General features: G+C 42.8%; 16 protein-coding genes and 1 pseudogene. 7 read left to right on the top strand and 10 right to left on the bottom strand.

Going from position 1 to position 16,795, the window contains the following annotated elements:
• The first annotated feature begins 82 nt into the window (after positions 1-82).
• The 3 genes from V7L01_RS24965 (at position 83) to V7L01_RS24955 (ending at position 2,474) form a co-directional block, all read left to right on the top strand.
• Entirely contained in the window at positions 83-1,606 is a 1,524-nt protein-coding gene (locus tag V7L01_RS24965; protein ID WP_335039503.1) for a chlorophyll a/b binding light-harvesting protein, read from the top strand.
• A gap of 300 nt (positions 1,607-1,906) precedes the next feature.
• A complete protein-coding gene (locus V7L01_RS24960) occupies positions 1,907-2,182 on the top strand; it encodes a hypothetical protein (RefSeq protein ID WP_335039501.1) in 276 nt (91 codons plus the stop codon).
• Between the two features lie 46 nt (positions 2,183-2,228).
• Positions 2,229-2,474, top strand: a complete 246-nt coding sequence (locus tag V7L01_RS24955; protein ID WP_335039499.1) for a DUF7219 family protein — start codon at positions 2,229-2,231, stop codon at positions 2,472-2,474.
• A 173-nt stretch (positions 2,475-2,647) separates the two neighbouring features.
• Here V7L01_RS24955 and V7L01_RS24950 read toward each other — a convergent pair whose 3' ends face one another.
• Complete coding sequence (locus V7L01_RS24950; protein WP_335039498.1) at positions 2,648-2,977, bottom strand: DUF2973 domain-containing protein; 330 nt, start codon at positions 2,975-2,977, stop codon at positions 2,648-2,650.
• A 322-nt stretch (positions 2,978-3,299) separates the two neighbouring features.
• Positions 3,300-3,617, bottom strand: a complete 318-nt coding sequence (locus V7L01_RS24945; protein WP_335039496.1) for a DUF2605 domain-containing protein — start codon at positions 3,615-3,617, stop codon at positions 3,300-3,302.
• Positions 3,618-4,010: 393 nt separating this feature from the next.
• Between V7L01_RS24945 and thrS the strand changes: the two genes are divergently transcribed.
• Complete coding sequence (gene thrS, locus V7L01_RS24940; RefSeq protein ID WP_335039494.1) at positions 4,011-5,852, top strand: threonine--tRNA ligase; 1,842 nt, start codon at positions 4,011-4,013, stop codon at positions 5,850-5,852.
• Positions 5,853-5,920: 68 nt separating this feature from the next.
• Here thrS and V7L01_RS24935 read toward each other — a convergent pair whose 3' ends face one another.
• Both V7L01_RS24935 and V7L01_RS24930 read right to left on the bottom strand, forming a co-directional pair.
• A complete protein-coding gene (locus V7L01_RS24935) occupies positions 5,921-6,496 on the bottom strand; it encodes a TMEM175 family protein (protein WP_335039492.1) in 576 nt (191 codons plus the stop codon).
• Positions 6,497-6,643: 147 nt separating this feature from the next.
• Entirely contained in the window at positions 6,644-7,282 is a 639-nt protein-coding gene (locus V7L01_RS24930; protein WP_335039489.1) for a Uma2 family endonuclease, read from the bottom strand.
• 92 nt (positions 7,283-7,374) lie between these two features.
• On the opposite strand from V7L01_RS24930, the gene V7L01_RS24925 reads away from it, so the two are divergent.
• Positions 7,375-8,145, top strand: coding sequence for a DUF1877 family protein (locus tag V7L01_RS24925; RefSeq protein WP_335039486.1), 771 nt, complete (start codon positions 7,375-7,377; stop codon positions 8,143-8,145).
• Between the two features lie 20 nt (positions 8,146-8,165).
• Here the strand turns inward: V7L01_RS24925 and V7L01_RS24920 are convergent, their stop codons facing one another.
• Complete coding sequence (locus tag V7L01_RS24920) at positions 8,166-8,306, bottom strand: hypothetical protein (RefSeq protein WP_335039483.1); 141 nt, start codon at positions 8,304-8,306, stop codon at positions 8,166-8,168.
• 6 nt (positions 8,307-8,312) lie between these two features.
• Positions 8,313-8,948, bottom strand: coding sequence for a transaldolase family protein (locus tag V7L01_RS24915; RefSeq protein ID WP_335039480.1), 636 nt, complete (start codon positions 8,946-8,948; stop codon positions 8,313-8,315).
• Between the two features lie 185 nt (positions 8,949-9,133).
• Between V7L01_RS24915 and V7L01_RS24910 the strand changes: the two genes are divergently transcribed.
• Both V7L01_RS24910 and V7L01_RS24905 read left to right on the top strand, forming a co-directional pair.
• Positions 9,134-11,659, top strand: a complete 2,526-nt coding sequence (locus tag V7L01_RS24910; protein ID WP_335039477.1) for a sigma 54-interacting transcriptional regulator — start codon at positions 9,134-9,136, stop codon at positions 11,657-11,659.
• 141 nt (positions 11,660-11,800) lie between these two features.
• A complete protein-coding gene (locus V7L01_RS24905; RefSeq protein WP_335039476.1) occupies positions 11,801-12,139 on the top strand; it encodes a hypothetical protein in 339 nt (112 codons plus the stop codon).
• 166 nt (positions 12,140-12,305) lie between these two features.
• Here V7L01_RS24905 and V7L01_RS24900 read toward each other — a convergent pair.
• The 4 genes and pseudogenes from V7L01_RS24900 to V7L01_RS24885 all read right to left on the bottom strand — a co-directional run.
• Positions 12,306-12,770: pseudogene (locus V7L01_RS24900) on the bottom strand (DUF4351 domain-containing protein); the annotation flags it as partial.
• 545 nt (positions 12,771-13,315) lie between these two features.
• A complete protein-coding gene (locus V7L01_RS24895; RefSeq protein WP_335039474.1) occupies positions 13,316-14,056 on the bottom strand; it encodes an SDR family oxidoreductase in 741 nt (246 codons plus the stop codon).
• 259 nt (positions 14,057-14,315) lie between these two features.
• Complete coding sequence (locus V7L01_RS24890) at positions 14,316-14,783, bottom strand: hypothetical protein (RefSeq protein WP_335039472.1); 468 nt, start codon at positions 14,781-14,783, stop codon at positions 14,316-14,318.
• A 437-nt stretch (positions 14,784-15,220) separates the two neighbouring features.
• Positions 15,221-16,537 (bottom strand): efflux RND transporter periplasmic adaptor subunit, encoded by a 1,317-nt coding sequence (locus tag V7L01_RS24885; RefSeq protein ID WP_335039470.1) that lies wholly within the window; start codon positions 16,535-16,537, stop codon positions 15,221-15,223.
• Between the last annotated feature and the right edge of the window lie 258 nt (positions 16,538-16,795).

Here is a 16,795-nt window from a genome sequence, read left to right as displayed (position 1 = left end):
TTCAATTTAATGCAATAGATTTGCAATTGTCTAGAAGCATAAGCTCAACAATATTGCTAAATATTCTCAAGGAGTTTTGGAAATGACAGCAGTAATTGAAGATAGCCCATATAAGCAACAGATACCTGATGTTGGTTGGTGGGCTGGTAACTTTCGTCTCACTGATTTATCGGGAAAATTACTAGGCGCTCATATTGCCCATTCTGCATTGATTTTGTTATGGGCTGGAGGGATGACGCTGTTTGAATTGTCGCGCTTCAACCCTAATGTGCCAATGTATGAGCAAGGGTTAATCATACTGCCTCATCTAGCAACTCTAGGTTTGGGTGTCGGTGCTGGTGGGCAAGTTATTAGCACCTATCCCTACTTTGTAATCAGCGTATTGCATCTGATACCTTCAGTGATTCTGGCAGCCGGTGGTATTTATCACTCTCTGCTGGGGCCAGAAGTGTTACAAGATAATCCCACTTGGGCTGGATTTTTTGGCTATGACTGGAAAGATAAGGACAAGATGACAACCATCTTGGGCATTCACCTAACACTTTTAGGTTTGGGTGCTTTGGCTTTAGTTGCTAAGGCGGTGTTTTGGGGTGGACTGTTTGATCCTTGGGCTGCTGGCGGTGGAGATGTTAGGGTAATCAATCATCCGACACTTAACCCATTCCGCATTTTTGGCTACCTATTTGGGGCTTGGGGTTCAGAGGGATTGGCTGCTGTTGATAACTTGGAAGATGTTGTTGGCGGTCACATCTGGGTTGGTTTGATGTTAATTGGCGGTGGTATTTTCCACATCTTGACTAAGCCATTTGCTTGGGCACGCCGAGTTTTGATTTACTCAGGGGAAGCATATTTATCTTACAGCATTGGTGCTGTAGCATACATGGGCTTTTTAGCAGCATATTTTGCATCAGTCAATAACACTGTCTATCCCGAAGTTTTTTATGGGCCAGTTAGAGCTATAGAAACTTCTGCTGGTATAGTTTCCGCTCGTGGTTGGTTGGTAACTTTCCATTTTGTCCTAGCGCTCATATTTCTGTTAGGTCACATTTGGCACGCTCTCCGCGCTCGTGCGATCGCAGGCGGATTTGATTTTAAAAATGGTGATATGGTTCAGCCGCCACGGGTAAATCGCCAAACAAGTAATCAGATAACCGCAGTCAATTCTTCTGATTTGACGCTGAAGTTTCTCAAATACTTGCCAATTTACCGCCCTGGTATATCTGCTTTGTGGCGGGGATTAGAAATTGGCATGGCTCATGGTTACTGGCTAGTTGGCCCCTTTGCTACGTTAGGTTCATTAGGTTTATTACGCAATTCTAATGTGGGCAGCTTGGTTGGTTTACTAGCTACAGGCAGTTTGATTATCATCCTGACAATTGGTTTTTCGCTTTATGGCACTACCAGCTACGAAAGACAACAGGAAATCTATTCACGATCGGTTTCGGTTGCAACAGTTGCCAAAGTGCCACAGAGCATCAATACTGTCGCCGAATGGAGTCAATTTACTGAGGGCTTCTTGATTGGTGGAATTGGTGGAGCAATCTTCGCTTATCTGCTATTGACTAGTGTTGCTTTATTCGCTGCGATCGCAATTAACTCGATTTAGCATCCATGATGTAAAGACGTAGAATGCTACGTCTTTACAGTAAAGTATCTAGTGAAATTAAGTACTGCTTAAATCAGTATTTATATCAATAAACCCACCTAGTGAGAAATGCATAGATACGGCAATCCCAATGTCAACAAGTTAATAATTAGATTGCTTAGGCAATGACATATTGATTTATGTCTACCTACTGACTTAGTTATTTTAGTTTCACTCAACACAGCTTAATAATATTTCATGCCTGCGGTTAAAAGCAGTTGACTGCGGGCATTTTATTTCTAATCTTTAGGAGGATGACTTATGCTGGCTACAATTTTTTGTGCTTCATTTGCTTGGGCCACTTTGATTTTCTTTGTTTTGAGTATCTGGTTTACCTTAAAACAAGGGATAAATCATTTAAAAAAGCTACATGAAATTCCTTGTCATGCTTGTGAATATTTCACTAACGACTATCGCCTTAAGTGTACTGTACATCCAATTAAAGCTTGTTCTGAGGAAGCGTTCGGGTGTCTTGACTTTGAACCTCAAACTTCTTCCTGTAATGCTTGTCAAAAGGGTGCGCGAAAGCTTTGTTAAAATTTTCCAATTAGATAATTTCTAATCCGTAATACTCTAAATTCTTATGAACCGACAACCTGATTTGCTATCCGAACTATGTGATTTTCTATATCCTCGTAGTCCATATTATGGGCAATTTAAACCAGAGTATCTAGTATTTAACGCTAATCTTCAAGATTTTTCTCAACGGGTAAACTACATTTGCAGCCTCCAAACTAGTGGTAAACTTTCCCCAGAAGAGGCTTACAAACAAATTCACATCCTCTGGAGACAGTTGAAAAGTGCCAAAAAAGAATTGCAAATTCGCTAAATAGAATGAAAATTGCATCCGCCTGCGATCGCGAGTATTTTTAACAAAATGCGAAAAAGCTACATTGACTGATTGATATGGTAATAAATTTATACTAGAAAAAGTTAAGGATGTAAGAACAAGAATCATTTACACCCAAACTGCTAACAGACGCGATTAATCGCGTCTCTAGGTTATGCTTCTTCGGAATTATCTCTTTTATGTCCTGGGGATGCTTCATAAAGTGCATCGAGATGTTGCCGCGCATCTTCAACGTTAATCGAACGCATTACCAAAAGTGGCTCTTTAATTAAGTTACCCGCGCTATCTAATAACTCTGGATGGGGTACAAACTGTTTTTTTGATGAATAATAACCGTAGTTACCTTGATTATTCATTGGCGAGGAATTCGTCGGGTAAGTTCGATCGCGATCGAAACTGAACATAATCAGGTTACGAATTAAGTTGCCAACAGCTATAAATGCAAGGATTGTAAAAGCAAGAATGTAAAGCAGGTGTAACATTGAATTTTCCTCCAGGGCAGCAATTTTTAAAAGTTTATTTTGTAACGCTTTGTTTCGCCGATACTGTGACTCACAGTTAAGATGAGTATTTGACGCTCTCTTTGGGCGCTTACATTTATATGAAGCTATTTGTCAACCGTTATTCCACTTACGGTAACATAGGATACATTAATTTGTTAATCCAAATAATGTTAAGAAAATATTAAGAGTTTAGTACTATCTCTTCGATGACTGAATCTACCGTTTTGCGTAAACACTTCCTTGGCAAGTCAACAGACATCGCTAAGTTGTGTGCCGAAATTTAGCAGATGCTCTTGGCTGCTTAGACTTCACGCCCTTGACGATAGCGCATTGCGACATTCCAGCATTCTGTTACTAATTGATGCCAAGGCATTAAAGTTGCCATATCTATCCCGACTTGTTTATCAGTCGCATTAAACAGCATCTTCGCCGTACTTAGTTCGTCTTGCGCTTGCTTAACCCGCAAGAGTAAGTCTGATTGCTCTTGGTTACTCATAAATGATAGCTGTTCAGTTTCGAGTAAGTGGCGCGATCGCGTAAACCAATGCTGAAAATCTTCCAGCAGGGGTTCTAAAACCGTTTTCAACAACTCAGTCCCTGGTAAATTTGAGTCTGACATAAATGAGAAGGATATTTCAAACTTTCTTACTAATATTAACGTTATTTACGTTTCTTAACGTTTTTTTTGTTTCTCTCATAATTAGAGGATGTAAAAAAGTGTAACAAAGAACACAGTTTTTATTATATATTCTTGAGATCGGGATTGTACAGTGCCTTTAGAGAGGCATCTATAGGTATAGCTGACACCGAGTTGCAATTCATTAGAGAATTTAGCGATCGCGTGGAATACTGAATTTGATACTCAGGAAACCGATCAAAAATTTATCTTTATCCGCGATCGCAAATTAAGTCAATAGTTGGAAGATAAAGGTGAAAAAAGCAAAAATCAAAGTCGTTATAGTTGAATAAGCCTACAGGTTCAGAGAAATCACCTTTTGTAATCACTTCGCCAATGGTTCAGCAGCCAATGTCGCCAAATTCATCCAATCAGTCCGAACAAGTTGAAAAAATTTATTTACCGCGTACCAGCGAATCGGAGAACTTAAAGAAGATTCGCCACACTGCTTCCCATGTTATGGCAATGGCAGTACAAAAGCTGTTTCCCAAGGCGCAAGTTACAATCGGCCCTTGGATAGAAAACGGTTTTTACTACGACTTCGACAATCCAGTACCATTTAGCGAAAACGATCTCAAAACCATCAAGAAAGAGATGGCGAAGATTATTAATCGCAAGTTGGCGGTTATTCGAGAAGAAGTCAGCCGCGAAGAAGCCGAACGCCGGATTCAGGGAATTAACGAACCTTACAAGCTAGAAATCCTGGCAGATATCAAAGAGGAACCAATCACGATTTACCACCTGGGGAATGAATGGTGGGATTTGTGTGCAGGGCCTCATCTGGAAAATACCAGCGAATTAAACCCTAAGGCAATTGAACTAGAAAGCGTTGCTGGTGCTTATTGGCGTGGGGATGAAACTAAAGCCCAATTACAACGTATCTACGCTACCGCTTGGGAAAGCCCAGAACAACTCGCTGAATATAAGCGACGCAAAGAAGAAGCGCTACGGCGAGATCACCGGAAACTGGGTAAGGAACTGGGATTATTTATATTCTCTGATTTAGTGGGGCCGGGTTTACCTTTGTGGACGCCCAAAGGTACTCTGTTACGGAGTACTTTAGAAGACTTCCTGAAACAAGAACAGGTAAAACGGGGTTATTTATCTGTAGTAACGCCTCACATTGCCAGAGTAGACTTATTTAAAACCTCTGGACATTGGCAGAAATATAAAGAAGATATGTTCCCTTTAATGGCAGATAACTCCGAAGCTGCTGCACAGGAACAGGGCTTCGTCATGAAGCCGATGAACTGCCCCTTCCACATCCAAATATATAAGAGTGAGTTACGCTCTTATCGGGAACTACCGATGCGACTGGCGGAATTTGGTACTGTTTACCGCTACGAACAATCAGGGGAATTGGGCGGTTTAACGCGGGTGCGCGGTTTTACTGTGGATGATTCTCACCTGTTCGTCACCCCAGAACAGCTAGATAGTGAGTTCCTCAGTGTGGTGGATTTGATTTTGTCAGTGTTCAATAAGCTGCAACTGAAGAACTTTAAAGCTAGACTCAGTTTCCGCGATCCAGCTAGTGATAAGTACATCGGTTCAGATGAAGTTTGGGACAAAGCCGAAGGTGCAATTCGCCGTGCAGTTGAAACCTTGGGGATGGAACACTTTGAAGGTATTGGAGAAGCAGCTTTTTACGGCCCCAAACTCGACTTTATCTTTAGTGATGCCCTAGATCGGGAGTGGCAATTAGGAACTGTGCAGGTAGATTACAATTTACCAGAACGCTTTGAGTTGGAGTACGTTGCCGAAGATGGCGTTCGCAAACGCCCAGTGATGATTCACCGTGCGCCTTTTGGTTCGCTGGAAAGGTTGATTGGGATCTTAATTGAAGAATATGCGGGTGATTTCCCTTTGTGGTTAGCGCCAGTGCAAGCTAGATTACTCCCAGTGGGCGATACACAGCTAGACTTTGCGAAAGATGTGGTGGCGAAGATGCGTGCGTTGGGCATCCGTGCTGAAGTTGATACCAGTGGCGATCGCTTGGGTAAACAGATTCGCAATGCAGAGAAAGAAAAAATACCCGTGATGGCTGTGGTGGGAGCTAAGGAAGTGGAAACCAACACTTTGAGTATCCGTACCCGCGCCTCTGGGGAATTGGGAGTCATACCTGTAGATGAGGTGCTGGATAAGATGAAGGATGCGATCGCTAAGTTCGAGAATTTTTAAAATCTAACCGCAGACGCACACTAATCACAATTGGTGTGCGTTTTGTCTAGTAGGGTTTTGTAATTCGTTCAGGAAGTGAGAGTTCTCTCAATGCGGCGATCGGGGATAAGCCACACGATCGCAACTAAAATGTATAATGCACAGGCAAACCATGAGTTCACAAAAGCAAGTGGAATCGCCACTGCATAGAACACCACGGATATTTTTCCTTTGAAGTCTCCACCGACTGCGATCGCTAGAGCCGAATCCTTACCGTGGTGAAAAATCAGGACGCGGGTGAGGATGAAGTAAGCGATCGCAGACAACAACAGCACCACACCATAAAGTGCTACTGGCATAGCGGCAAAGTTATTCTCGCCCATCCAGCCAGTGACGAAGGGAATTAGCGATAACCAAAATAGCAAATGCAGATTAGCCCAAAGGATACGGCCATTAACGTGCCGAACTGCTTGTAGTAGGTGATGGTGATTGTTCCAGTAAATGCCGATAAAAATAAAACTCAGCACATAGCTCAGAAATATGGGGATAAGCGGACGCAGCGCGGCTAAATCGAATCCATGCGGCACTTTGATTTCCAGCACCATTATGGTGATGATGATGGCAATCACCCCATCGCTGAATGCTTCTAACCTGCCTTTCCCCATATACGCATTCCTTTTTTATTTACTTGAAAGTAAGTTGTGACACTCTGTACTTTATCGTACCAAGTAGCCGCCGTTGATGAAGATTGTCGGCGTTGGCGTAGCCCGTCGTTCGCGTAGCGTCTCGTAGAGAAGACATCGCAAAATCATTTAATTCTCACTCGCCAATTTCTGTCGCAATTCCCGAATAGCAGCGCTAGTATTACGCTCGTAGGCAATTTTTAAACACTCTGTGACTACCTCTGACACATTGATGTTGGGAAAATAACGGCTACTGGTTTCAACAGTGTAGACATCGCCTTGCAATCTGTAAATCACAAGCTGGTTCTTTCTCCACAACCAAACTTCTGGTACTCGATAAGGCAGGTAGTCATTCACATCGGTGTAGCTGGTGATGTCTATCTCCACCACTAAATCGGGTGATGGATCGACACCCCAATTGATGCGGTTTTTACCTGCGATCGCTTCCCAGTTTTCAATATAAAAACAGTAGTCTGGTTCTATACCACTTTGCTGTGGCAGTTCCATTGTGATTGGGGTAAATGCTTCGTATTCTCGTCCCAAACGGTCGAGCAAAACTTTGACTACATCTGCAATTACACTTACTTTACGCCCATGTTCTGGTAGCGGTGCCATCAAGAGAATTTCTCCATCTCGATATTTGATACGAGGCGAAGAGCGATCGCCTAGTTGTTCATTCAATGCTTGATAGTCTTGCCAACTTCCGGGTAGGCGGACTACTGCGCCTGGGGGCAAATGGATTGTATCGGGTGTGACAACAGCGAACATAGAACTGATACCTCCACCTCAACTGTAATGCTTTAGATAAACTGTAGCTATACTTCGAGGACAATAACTGTTAAGCGCTGCAACAAAATTTTATGGGAATTATAGGTGAGATTAAGCAGATTTCTGCATCAACGCTTGAATTATTGAAAGGAGATCCACTTCTTGTTGAGGTATTTCGTGATGCTGAATATTTGCCAGAATATGCTCTTTGGCAACGAGTAACTTATTGGAAAGGATATGAAAAAATCAAACAAGAAGTGAGAGCGCGGTTTGGTAAATTGTCTAAAACACAGGGTTTAAGCAGGTTCATTCCTGGAAATCGGAAACAGTGGAAAAAGACTTATGACTGGCAAGCACTAGAACAACAGTTTCTTGGTGAATGGGAAAACCCCGCACTAGATTTACACAAATCTTGGCAGGAACTAACGTTTCTATTAGCTGGGTATATTCCGGGTTATTATGCTACACCTCAAGGTAAAATTCCAGAATTGATCGTAGATAAAGGATATAAAAAAGATTTCCTACCATTTTTAGTGGTAGAAAATTCTGCGTGGGATGGTATGCCTTTGGTTAATGCCTTTGGTGCTGGTACAGAAATCGGTTATGAAACGGGTTATGGCCCTATCCGTTATCTATCGCCAGGTGATGAAGTTGGACAAATTCTTGATGGATTATTAGAACTTTCACGAGAGGGTTTCCAGAATCGTTTCATCCAAGAGTCACAGAAATCAGCACCAATTTCCTGGATTGACTGGTCAGAAGAAGAAATGTTGGACTGGATGACAGATTACTACAACGAGATTGTTGATTATTACCAAAGTGCTGTCAGGCAGCAGAAGGCTCTGCTACTTTACCTTACGTAACTTTTGTAATGCTTTGGTAATCAACTGCGGCTGAAAAATACAGCAGCGACAATAATTAAACCTAAAAGTGCCAAGGGAACCCAAAGATTAGGAATATCTGACAAACTCATATTTAAATTACGAATTACGTTAGCGTAGCGGTAGCGACGTAGGAGCGTCATTACGAATTATCTTAAGCCAATGCCTCCTTTAGCGAATTCTTCAACAGTTTTCTGTGAGAATTCGTGAGTAGCGATCGCCTGCAACATTGCCAATGGTAAAGTCAAATGATCCGCCCCGGCTTGCAATGAAGCGGCTGCTTCTTCGGGAGATTTGATACTAGCTGCCAAGATTTCCATATTACTGCCTTTGAGGACGCTAGCCATATCCCGCACCAAAGCAATACCATCACCTAACAACCGCGTCGCCCGATTTACATAAGCTATGGCAATTTTAGCTCCTGCTTCCCGTGCTACTGCTGCCTGTGCTGCACTGTAAATCGCTGTCACCGAACAGGTAATTTCTGAGGATAGACTAGCCACCACTTCAAACCCTAACGGTGTTGCGGGAATCTTCAAAATTGTTTGCGAACCAATAATCTCGAAAGCTTTTCTACCTTCAGCTAGCATCCCAGCTTTATCAGATGCCACAAGTTGGTAGTATAACGGGCCATTTGTCAAGGCAACCAATTTTTTGAGCGTGGTTTCTGGTGGCGTATCGCTTTGAGACAACAGCGTGGGATTTGTGGTAATGCCTTTCACCCATCCCCAAAGCTTAACAACTTCAGCTTCCGATGCGATCGCTGAGTCTAGATAAATTGCCATAATTCTTTCCCTTAATGGTCTTGCTATAATTCTGTATTTATAGATCGTGCGTTGTGAACCACACGAAGCAGCAAGAACAAACATTGCACATTCTGTATTAATGCACAACAGATGAACACAGATATTTTGACATCCTCTTTCAGCGATAATTCTTGTTATACAGCAGCCGACACGGAGAACTTAAGATGACATCTCCAGAAATGGTTACATGGCTACAAAAACGCACGAGTTTAGGGATTCTCTCGCTTGAGGTGTTAAATGCGATCGCTCAAGTAATTGAAGAAAAAGTTGTAAGTGCCGAAACTGACTTAGTTAGCGAAGGCACTCCTCCAGAAGCCCTTTATATTCTTGTAGAAGGTCAACTCGAAAGCAATACCACCAATGAAACTAACCCAGCTTTAGCTTGTGGATTCCTCCCCGGCTCGGTGATTGAACTCAAACAATTGCTGTTGGATGAATTAACCCCATTCACAATTACTACGGTAACAGAATGTCAGTTGTGGGTTGTTCCTGCTGCTAAATTTCGGGAATTAGCCACCCAATACCCCGAAATTGCTCAGGCTTTTTCGCGTCAATTGGCTCAAGAATTAGCTCAGGTTACATCTGCACTTGGCTACGAACAAGAACGTTCCATTGCTTTGCGACCATATTTAGTTACCAAGGCGCAACGGGGAATTGTCGGTACAAGTCGTTATGCTGTGCGGTTGCGGGAGCAAATTCGCGAAGCAGCTGCCGATCGCAAATCAGTGGATATTTTTGGAGAACCAGGGTTAGAAAAAGACAATATCGCAGCCCTCATCCACTTTGGTTCTCCAAAACGGCGAGAACCAATTATTAAAGTAAATTGTGGTATTCTCCAAACGAGCGGTGCAGATTTATTTGGTCGCGCTGGCGGTAAACCAGGGCTGTTGGAATGGTTGGGAGAAGGTACTCTAGTTCTCAACAATATCCAAGAATTGCCCGAAGAATTATTAGCTCCCGTGACGGAGTTGCTCAAAACTGGCACATATACCCCCGTGGCTCGTTCCGGAGAACCAGCACCTGAACCTCGCCCTAGTAAAGCCAGAATTCTGATTGTTTCAGAAAAAACTCAGCCGACTATTGAACGTTCTGTTGGTCACATTATAAAAGTACCGCCGCTACGGGTGCGGAAAGCCGATGTTCAGACACAGGTTGAATATTATACTAGTCTCTACATTCGGGCTAGAGGCGTTCCGAAACCGCACATCACCCCAGAAGCTTTGCGTCGCCTCCAGTCTTATGATTTTCCAGGCAACCTCAAGGAATTGAAAAATCTGGTAGAAAGAGCGATCGTACAAGCGGAGGGTGCTAATGAATTAACAGAAGAAATTTTCTGGCCAGCCGAAACAAAGAAAAAACGTTTTCGGGTGAATCTGTTAAATGCCTATCCTCGTTTGCGGCGATTTTTACGTAGCCCCTGGTGGCCCGATCGCATTAACTATGGTTTTACTGCAACGGTTTTTGCGATTATTGTTGCAGTGTTATTTATTGGACCGCAAACCCGCGATCGCAATTTCGTCTTAAATCTATTTTGGGCTTGGTGGTGGCCTTTCTTCTTATTTCTCTTTCCCTTTTTGGGACGGATCTGGTGTTCTGTTTGTCCGTTCATGATTTACGGGGAAATTACCCAAAAGTTATCTTTATGGCTGTGGCCTCGAAAACTCAAACGCTGGCCCAGAGAGGAAGCTGAGAAATGGGGCGGATGGTTCATGTTTGGTTTGTTCTCCCTAATTTTCTTATGGGAAGAACTCTGGCATTTAGAAAATACTGCCTACCTCAGCGCTTGTTTGCTGCTGTTAATTACGGCTGGGGCGATGATTTTCTCGGCTCTTTTTGAGCGGCGGTTTTGGTGTCGCTATCTCTGTCCCATCGGCGGGATGAATGGTTTATTTGCCAAACTCTCAATGACGGAACTCCGGGCGCAGCAAGGTATTTGTTCTGCCAGTTGCACCACTTATCAGTGCTATAAAGGTGGGCCGCAAAAGGGCGAAGGGCTAGAAACTAATGGATGTCCTTTATACTCCCACCCAGCGCAGTTAGAAGATAACCGAGATTGCGTACTGTGCATGACTTGCCTCAAAGCCTGTCCCCATCGTTCCGTCGAATTCAACTTGCGTCCCCCTGCTATTGAACTGTGGACAACTCATGTACCCCGCACTTATGAAGTAGCATTATTGTTTTTGCTATTGGGTGGGATATATCTGCATCGCTTGCCAGAATTACAATCTTGGTTGGGGTTACAACTAGATTTAACTCAGTTTTGGCAGCACTTGGGATTATCGCTGCTAGTGTTAATTATCCCAGCGATTTTTAGCTTTGGGGCTTATGGCTTGCTGCAAGTGTTCAACTTTAACCGTAAATCTCGCTCGTTTGTAGAACTTGCCTATGGCTACCTACCATTAGTTTTGGGGGGAAACTTGGCTCACTATCTACGTTTGGGCTTAGGCGAAGGCGGGCGGATTTTACCCGTGACTTTTGCTACTCTTGGTTTGAGTGGCGAACAATTGCCAATATTGGTTGCTCACCCGGCTGTGATTGCCTTTTTGCAAGGTGCAACGATAATTTTCTCAGTGTTGATGACTATATTATTAACGCAAAAGATTGCCAAGCAACCAGTGCGATCGCTCATGCCACAACACCTAGCAGCCATTGCCTTGGGAATTAGTATGTGGGCGATTATCGTCTTTTGAGCTTCACATCTTCCACCAGGCGGTTTTTAATCGCCTGGGCTAGGTGCAAAATGTGAGTTAAGAACATTCTTCCCTACGAACGTGATAGAAAATACTTGTATGATTTATGATTTTTGACTCATAGTATAAGGATTACAGATAATGCACGTTCTAAAAAGATCCATCAAACCACAAACTTATATCTCGTTCCTCCACATCTACCAAACGACTTGGGGGACTGCTGGCGATATCTGTTTAATCCGTGAATCTGTAGCTAAAGAAAGTACAGCGAAGTTTGTCGGGCATAAAATCGAACTAGTAGTGCCAAAAGGGTTGGAGCGCGATCGCATCGCCAACTGTCCGATCATTAAAGTTGCAGGTAATGTCGGCGACGGACATCCTAAAGAGCATCCGTTGGAATGGGAGGCTTATGAGGGTGTAAATGAGGAAATAGCTTTAGCAGCTCTCAAACCTTGGGGCTTCAAGTTAATTAAGCTTTAAAGTGACAATCTGACAAGCTCAACTCGCTTTCGTTCTTCTGAAACTATTTTTTCCCCTAGCGCCATCAGATATTGGCTCAAATGGAAAAATTCATCTAATAGACATAGGAGTGAAATTAATTATGCGTTGCCCAAAATCCTTGGTAGGCATAATTCATAAATTGTACCTACGTTATTTTCACTCCTACGTCTAATGTATTAAACCAGGTTTCTAAATCCGCGTAGTTTACCGCCGTAGGCATCGCCTGAAAATCCAATAATGCTTCACCGAGATTTTCTAATTGTTCTAAAGAGAGAGTTTCAATCCGGTCTAGCACTTCTTGGGGTAATTCTCCCACCCGTCGAGTAAGCAGACGGAGAATCAGCGCTCGTTCTCGTTGTTCTCCTCGTTGTTCGCCTTCAGCGAGAATTTCTTGATAAATCACTGACTCGCGCATCATACCCTCCCGAAATAATTGTCGAATCAAGTCTTGATTGTATTTTAACCCCGCTAAGATTTGGGTATACGCGGAAATTTCTGGTCGTTGTCTTGGCTCAAGTTGATTAACTTTGCCCACAACTTGTTGTAACAATGCTTGAGGTTGCGTGGTTGCCGCCAGTGGTGCTAATGGTAATATTGATAAAAGGTTAAGGTCATTAACCATTTGCCAATAAGTAATGGTGCTTAAAATTCAGTCAAAATCGAGGTCAGAAACGCAAATTTACAGCCTCCAATACCTTACCTCCTACAGGGAAGCAAGCTACGCATAGCGTCTCTTGGAGAAGGCTGGTTACGCCTACGCATCATATTTAAAAACATCGTTTATCTTTGCCTTCAAAGTTAGTATAAGGCTTAATTAAATGCTTGATAAATAATATGGATAATTTACAGCGTAATCACTATTGACAAAACGAATCATATCTTAAACTATTACGAATATTCGCTCGCTATAGTTAACGCTTTTAGATAAGCATTGATAAAAGACCAGATTGAGACTTCTAGACTGCTCGTTTTCCCCACTCCCATCTTTGTTAACGGCAGGCTGACGCTAACAAAGATGGGGGAGAGGTTCTTCCAGGATTCCTGAATTGATGTTCCGGTAAAAGCTCGAATCAATGGAAACAGTCTAATTTTTACTTATCCTAACGGGACTAGCAATACCCACTTGCGATTTTGAAGAGGAAGGCTTTGACTATCTCACGCGATTCCACCGTTTACACGGATGTTTTGCCCAGTGATCCACCTGGCTTCGTCGCTAGCGAGAAACGCTACTACATCGGCGATTTCTTGCACATCTCCCAGTTTGCCAAAAGCAGCCATTTGGGCTAAACGATCTATCTGTTCTTGTGTTTTGCCTTCTCGAAACAGTTCTGTATCGGTGGGGCCAGGAGAAATAACATTAACTGCGATCGCTTTTGCACCCAATTCTTTAGCTAGTACCCGCGTGATTTGTTCAACAGCACCCTTGGTTCCTACATAGGCACTATAAGTTGGCAGCATCATCACCGTAGTTGATGAAGAAAAGTTGATAATCCGTCCCCCTTCTGCCATGTGTTGCGCGGCTTGTTGACAAGTAAAAAAAGTGCCTTTGACGTTAATAGCAAAAATCGCGTCAAAATCTTCTTCACTCACCTGAGTAATTGGTTTATAGAAGGCGATTCCGGCGTTGTTGACCAAAATATCCAGTTTACCGAAGCGTTCAAGTGTTTGCTCAAATAACCGTTGGATGTCGGGTACTTTGCTAATATCAGCTTGTATAGCGATCGCTTCTACTCCCAACTTTTCAATTTCCGCAACAACTTCCTGTGCTTTGGCTGCATTACCCGCATAGTTAACCACAACAGATGCGCCGTTACCAGCTAACTTGAGTGCGATCGCTCGTCCAATTCCCCGCGATGCACCAGTGATCACTGCAACTTTTCCTGCTATTGATGCCATAGATTAATCTAGTTTTATTTTGGTTCACCAAAGTGATTATCTGCTGTTAAACGTACTGTAGCAAGGTTAAATTTAGCGATCGCTGCTAAAATGCCAACGTCATTCATGCAAAAAATCCCGCCAGCGACTTCAAGTAACCGTCAGGCGGGAGAAATGAAAATACTTTGCAACAGGAGAGGATACGTGCGCTCTAGGCGGCATCTTCACCGCAGATTATAACCAAAAGCTCATCTGGTTTATCATGTCTGCGTAGATTAAATTATTTTAAGAAGGGATTTTCTGGATTTCTCCCGAATTGAAGATCGGATGGACTTAACTGCAATTCAGCCGGACATGTTGCCCCAGATAAGAGTGTTCCATTAAATGTAAAAGTAGTGCCGTTGGAATTCATCCCATTACCACTTATCGTCCCATCTGGAACCAAGCCTCCTTGTACTTCACCGTTAAGGGCGATACTTACTAATGGTGCAGGTGGATTTGTGACTGCTTGCCAACTTGTGTGATTGTTAGAAGTAGTATACGTAGCGTTTTGTCTAAGAAAGCGTAGAGTACCGTTGGGGCCAAATGCAAAACATGCAGGAAAATTATCTCCCAGACTCGACGTAACATTGACATTGTAGCTTTTACCCACCACTCCAGCTTGTACTGGCGCAGCAAATAACATTATCTGTCCAAGTAAACAAGTTAAAATTAAACCACGTTTAGATTGGATGAATTGCACTGACATAATTGTTTGCCTGTTTTACGTAATTAAGTAATTGCTTACCTTTACCCATTGCTGACAAGTTAAGGTCATTAACCTGTCAATAAGTAATGGTAAAATCCAGCAGAAATCAAGGTTAAAAACACATATTTCTAACCTGTGATGCATACATAGCGCGGGATACGCCTATGCATCATATTTCAAATCATCGTTCATTTTTGTCCTTAAAGCTTAATTAGATAAATACTCGATCGCATAGATAATTTACGGCATAATCACTATTGACAAAACGAATTATATTTTCTCTTACGAATGAGATTGAAACTTCTCCCTCCTCTCTACTCCCCTTAAGGGACTTCCAAATAAAAAACTATCCCATTGCTTTTAGGGCATGGGAGCAGGGAGAGGAAAAGTCATTTTAATTCCAAAAATTGGATAAATTCTTTTTTGGAGTTCCTTAATTAAGATTCTGGAACGATCGCAACGCCATCCCTGAGATTGAGCAACCCTGAGATAATAACTCGATCTTCTGGTTGTAACCCTTCAATAACTTGATAGTTATTACCTTTAATCTCGCCTAGCTTCACTCGTTTTTGCCGAGCTACTTGTTGGGATACACCTTGGGGAGATTTTTCTGTTTCAACTACATAAACAAAAGTATCCCCACTTACACGAGTCATTGCTGTTGTGGGGATTAAAATTCCGGGGCGCTGATTCCAGAATAATCTGGCTCTTACCAATTGATCTGCACGTAACTGGCCGTTAGGGTTGTCAAAAAGTGCTTTGATCGATATTCCTTGGGTTTCATTACTAGCAGTAGGTGAAATGAAAAATACCCTACTTCTACCCAGCTTTTGACCTTGTGTGTTCATAACCTCCACTGGCATTCCCTTACGTAGTTGGGGCCCTTGCTGTAATGGCACAGAGATGTTGACTTCTAAAGGTCGATTTTGCGCGATATTAACTAATTGTGTGGAAGTATTAACTAAATCACCTACTTTCACAGCGATGTTATTAACTGTGCCACCAAAGGGAGCGGTAATTTTGTCGGACTGGAGGTTCCCTTGTTGATTTGGAATATTTACATTACCTTGCTGTAAAGTTTTTTCAGCCTGCAAGATGAGCGATCGTTGTGCTTGAATTCTAGAATCAATTGCATCAAGACCAGTTTTAGCAGCGGCGAGCCGATCGGCAAACTGATTGCGAGTCTGTCGAGACACGGCTCCTTCCTCAGCTAGGGTGACAAACTTTTCGTAGTTCTGTTGGTACAATTGCACATTTGTAACGTAGGATGGCCGTGCTGCTTCCAGAGATTTGAGTGTAGCGCGGGAATTTGCCAGTTGCACTAAAAATCCTTGAGGCACAGTATTCCTTCCATTTACACCTGCTTGTGGCGTAGAATCTACTTGGAGAATTGCTGCTCCTGCTGCGACTGGATCTCCCGATTTGACAAATATCTGGGTAACTTGGCCCTGAATTCTCGACTGGAGCGTGAGTGAGCGCTGGGATTTTAGGCTAGCAATAAAATCTGAACTTTCCTCAATTATGCCACTTTGTACTTTCGAGATTTTGACTCTTACCCCTTGAGGTTGAGCATTAGCAGTTGAAGGTGCTGAATTTTGGGGAGCGAGCAAACGCCAAACTATAGCTGTTCCACCGCCTAATAATAGTAGTGCAGGTAAAAATAACCAAAGCCACCGCCGTTTTCCAGAAGGTGGCTCAAATGAGTTTTGTGGAGGTTTGTCTCCAAAATCAGTTTGAGGCTCAGGGGATGTCATGGCTTATGAGGAACTTAAGGAACAAATTAACTATAAATCAATCAAAATTGCATCTGTTGATATTGAAATTACTGATTTGGCATGAGGTTTTGTGGCAAGTTATGTGTTACTCCATCCAAATATACAGTTTTAATAATTCTGTCTAAATCTACCCAAAGGTGAATCCCTAATTTTCCATCAAGTTATCATGGGCAGGGTTTGATGATGATGGCATACCCATCCCACAGCGATCGCTGCAACAGTGGTAGGGCAGTGGCG

Origin of the sequence: Nostoc sp., from assembly GCF_036917095.1 — a bacterium.
Classification (GTDB): domain Bacteria; phylum Cyanobacteriota; class Cyanobacteriia; order Cyanobacteriales; family Nostocaceae; genus Nostoc.
Note: the sequence above shows the minus strand (reverse complement) of the source record. Positions and strands in the feature narration are given on the sequence as shown.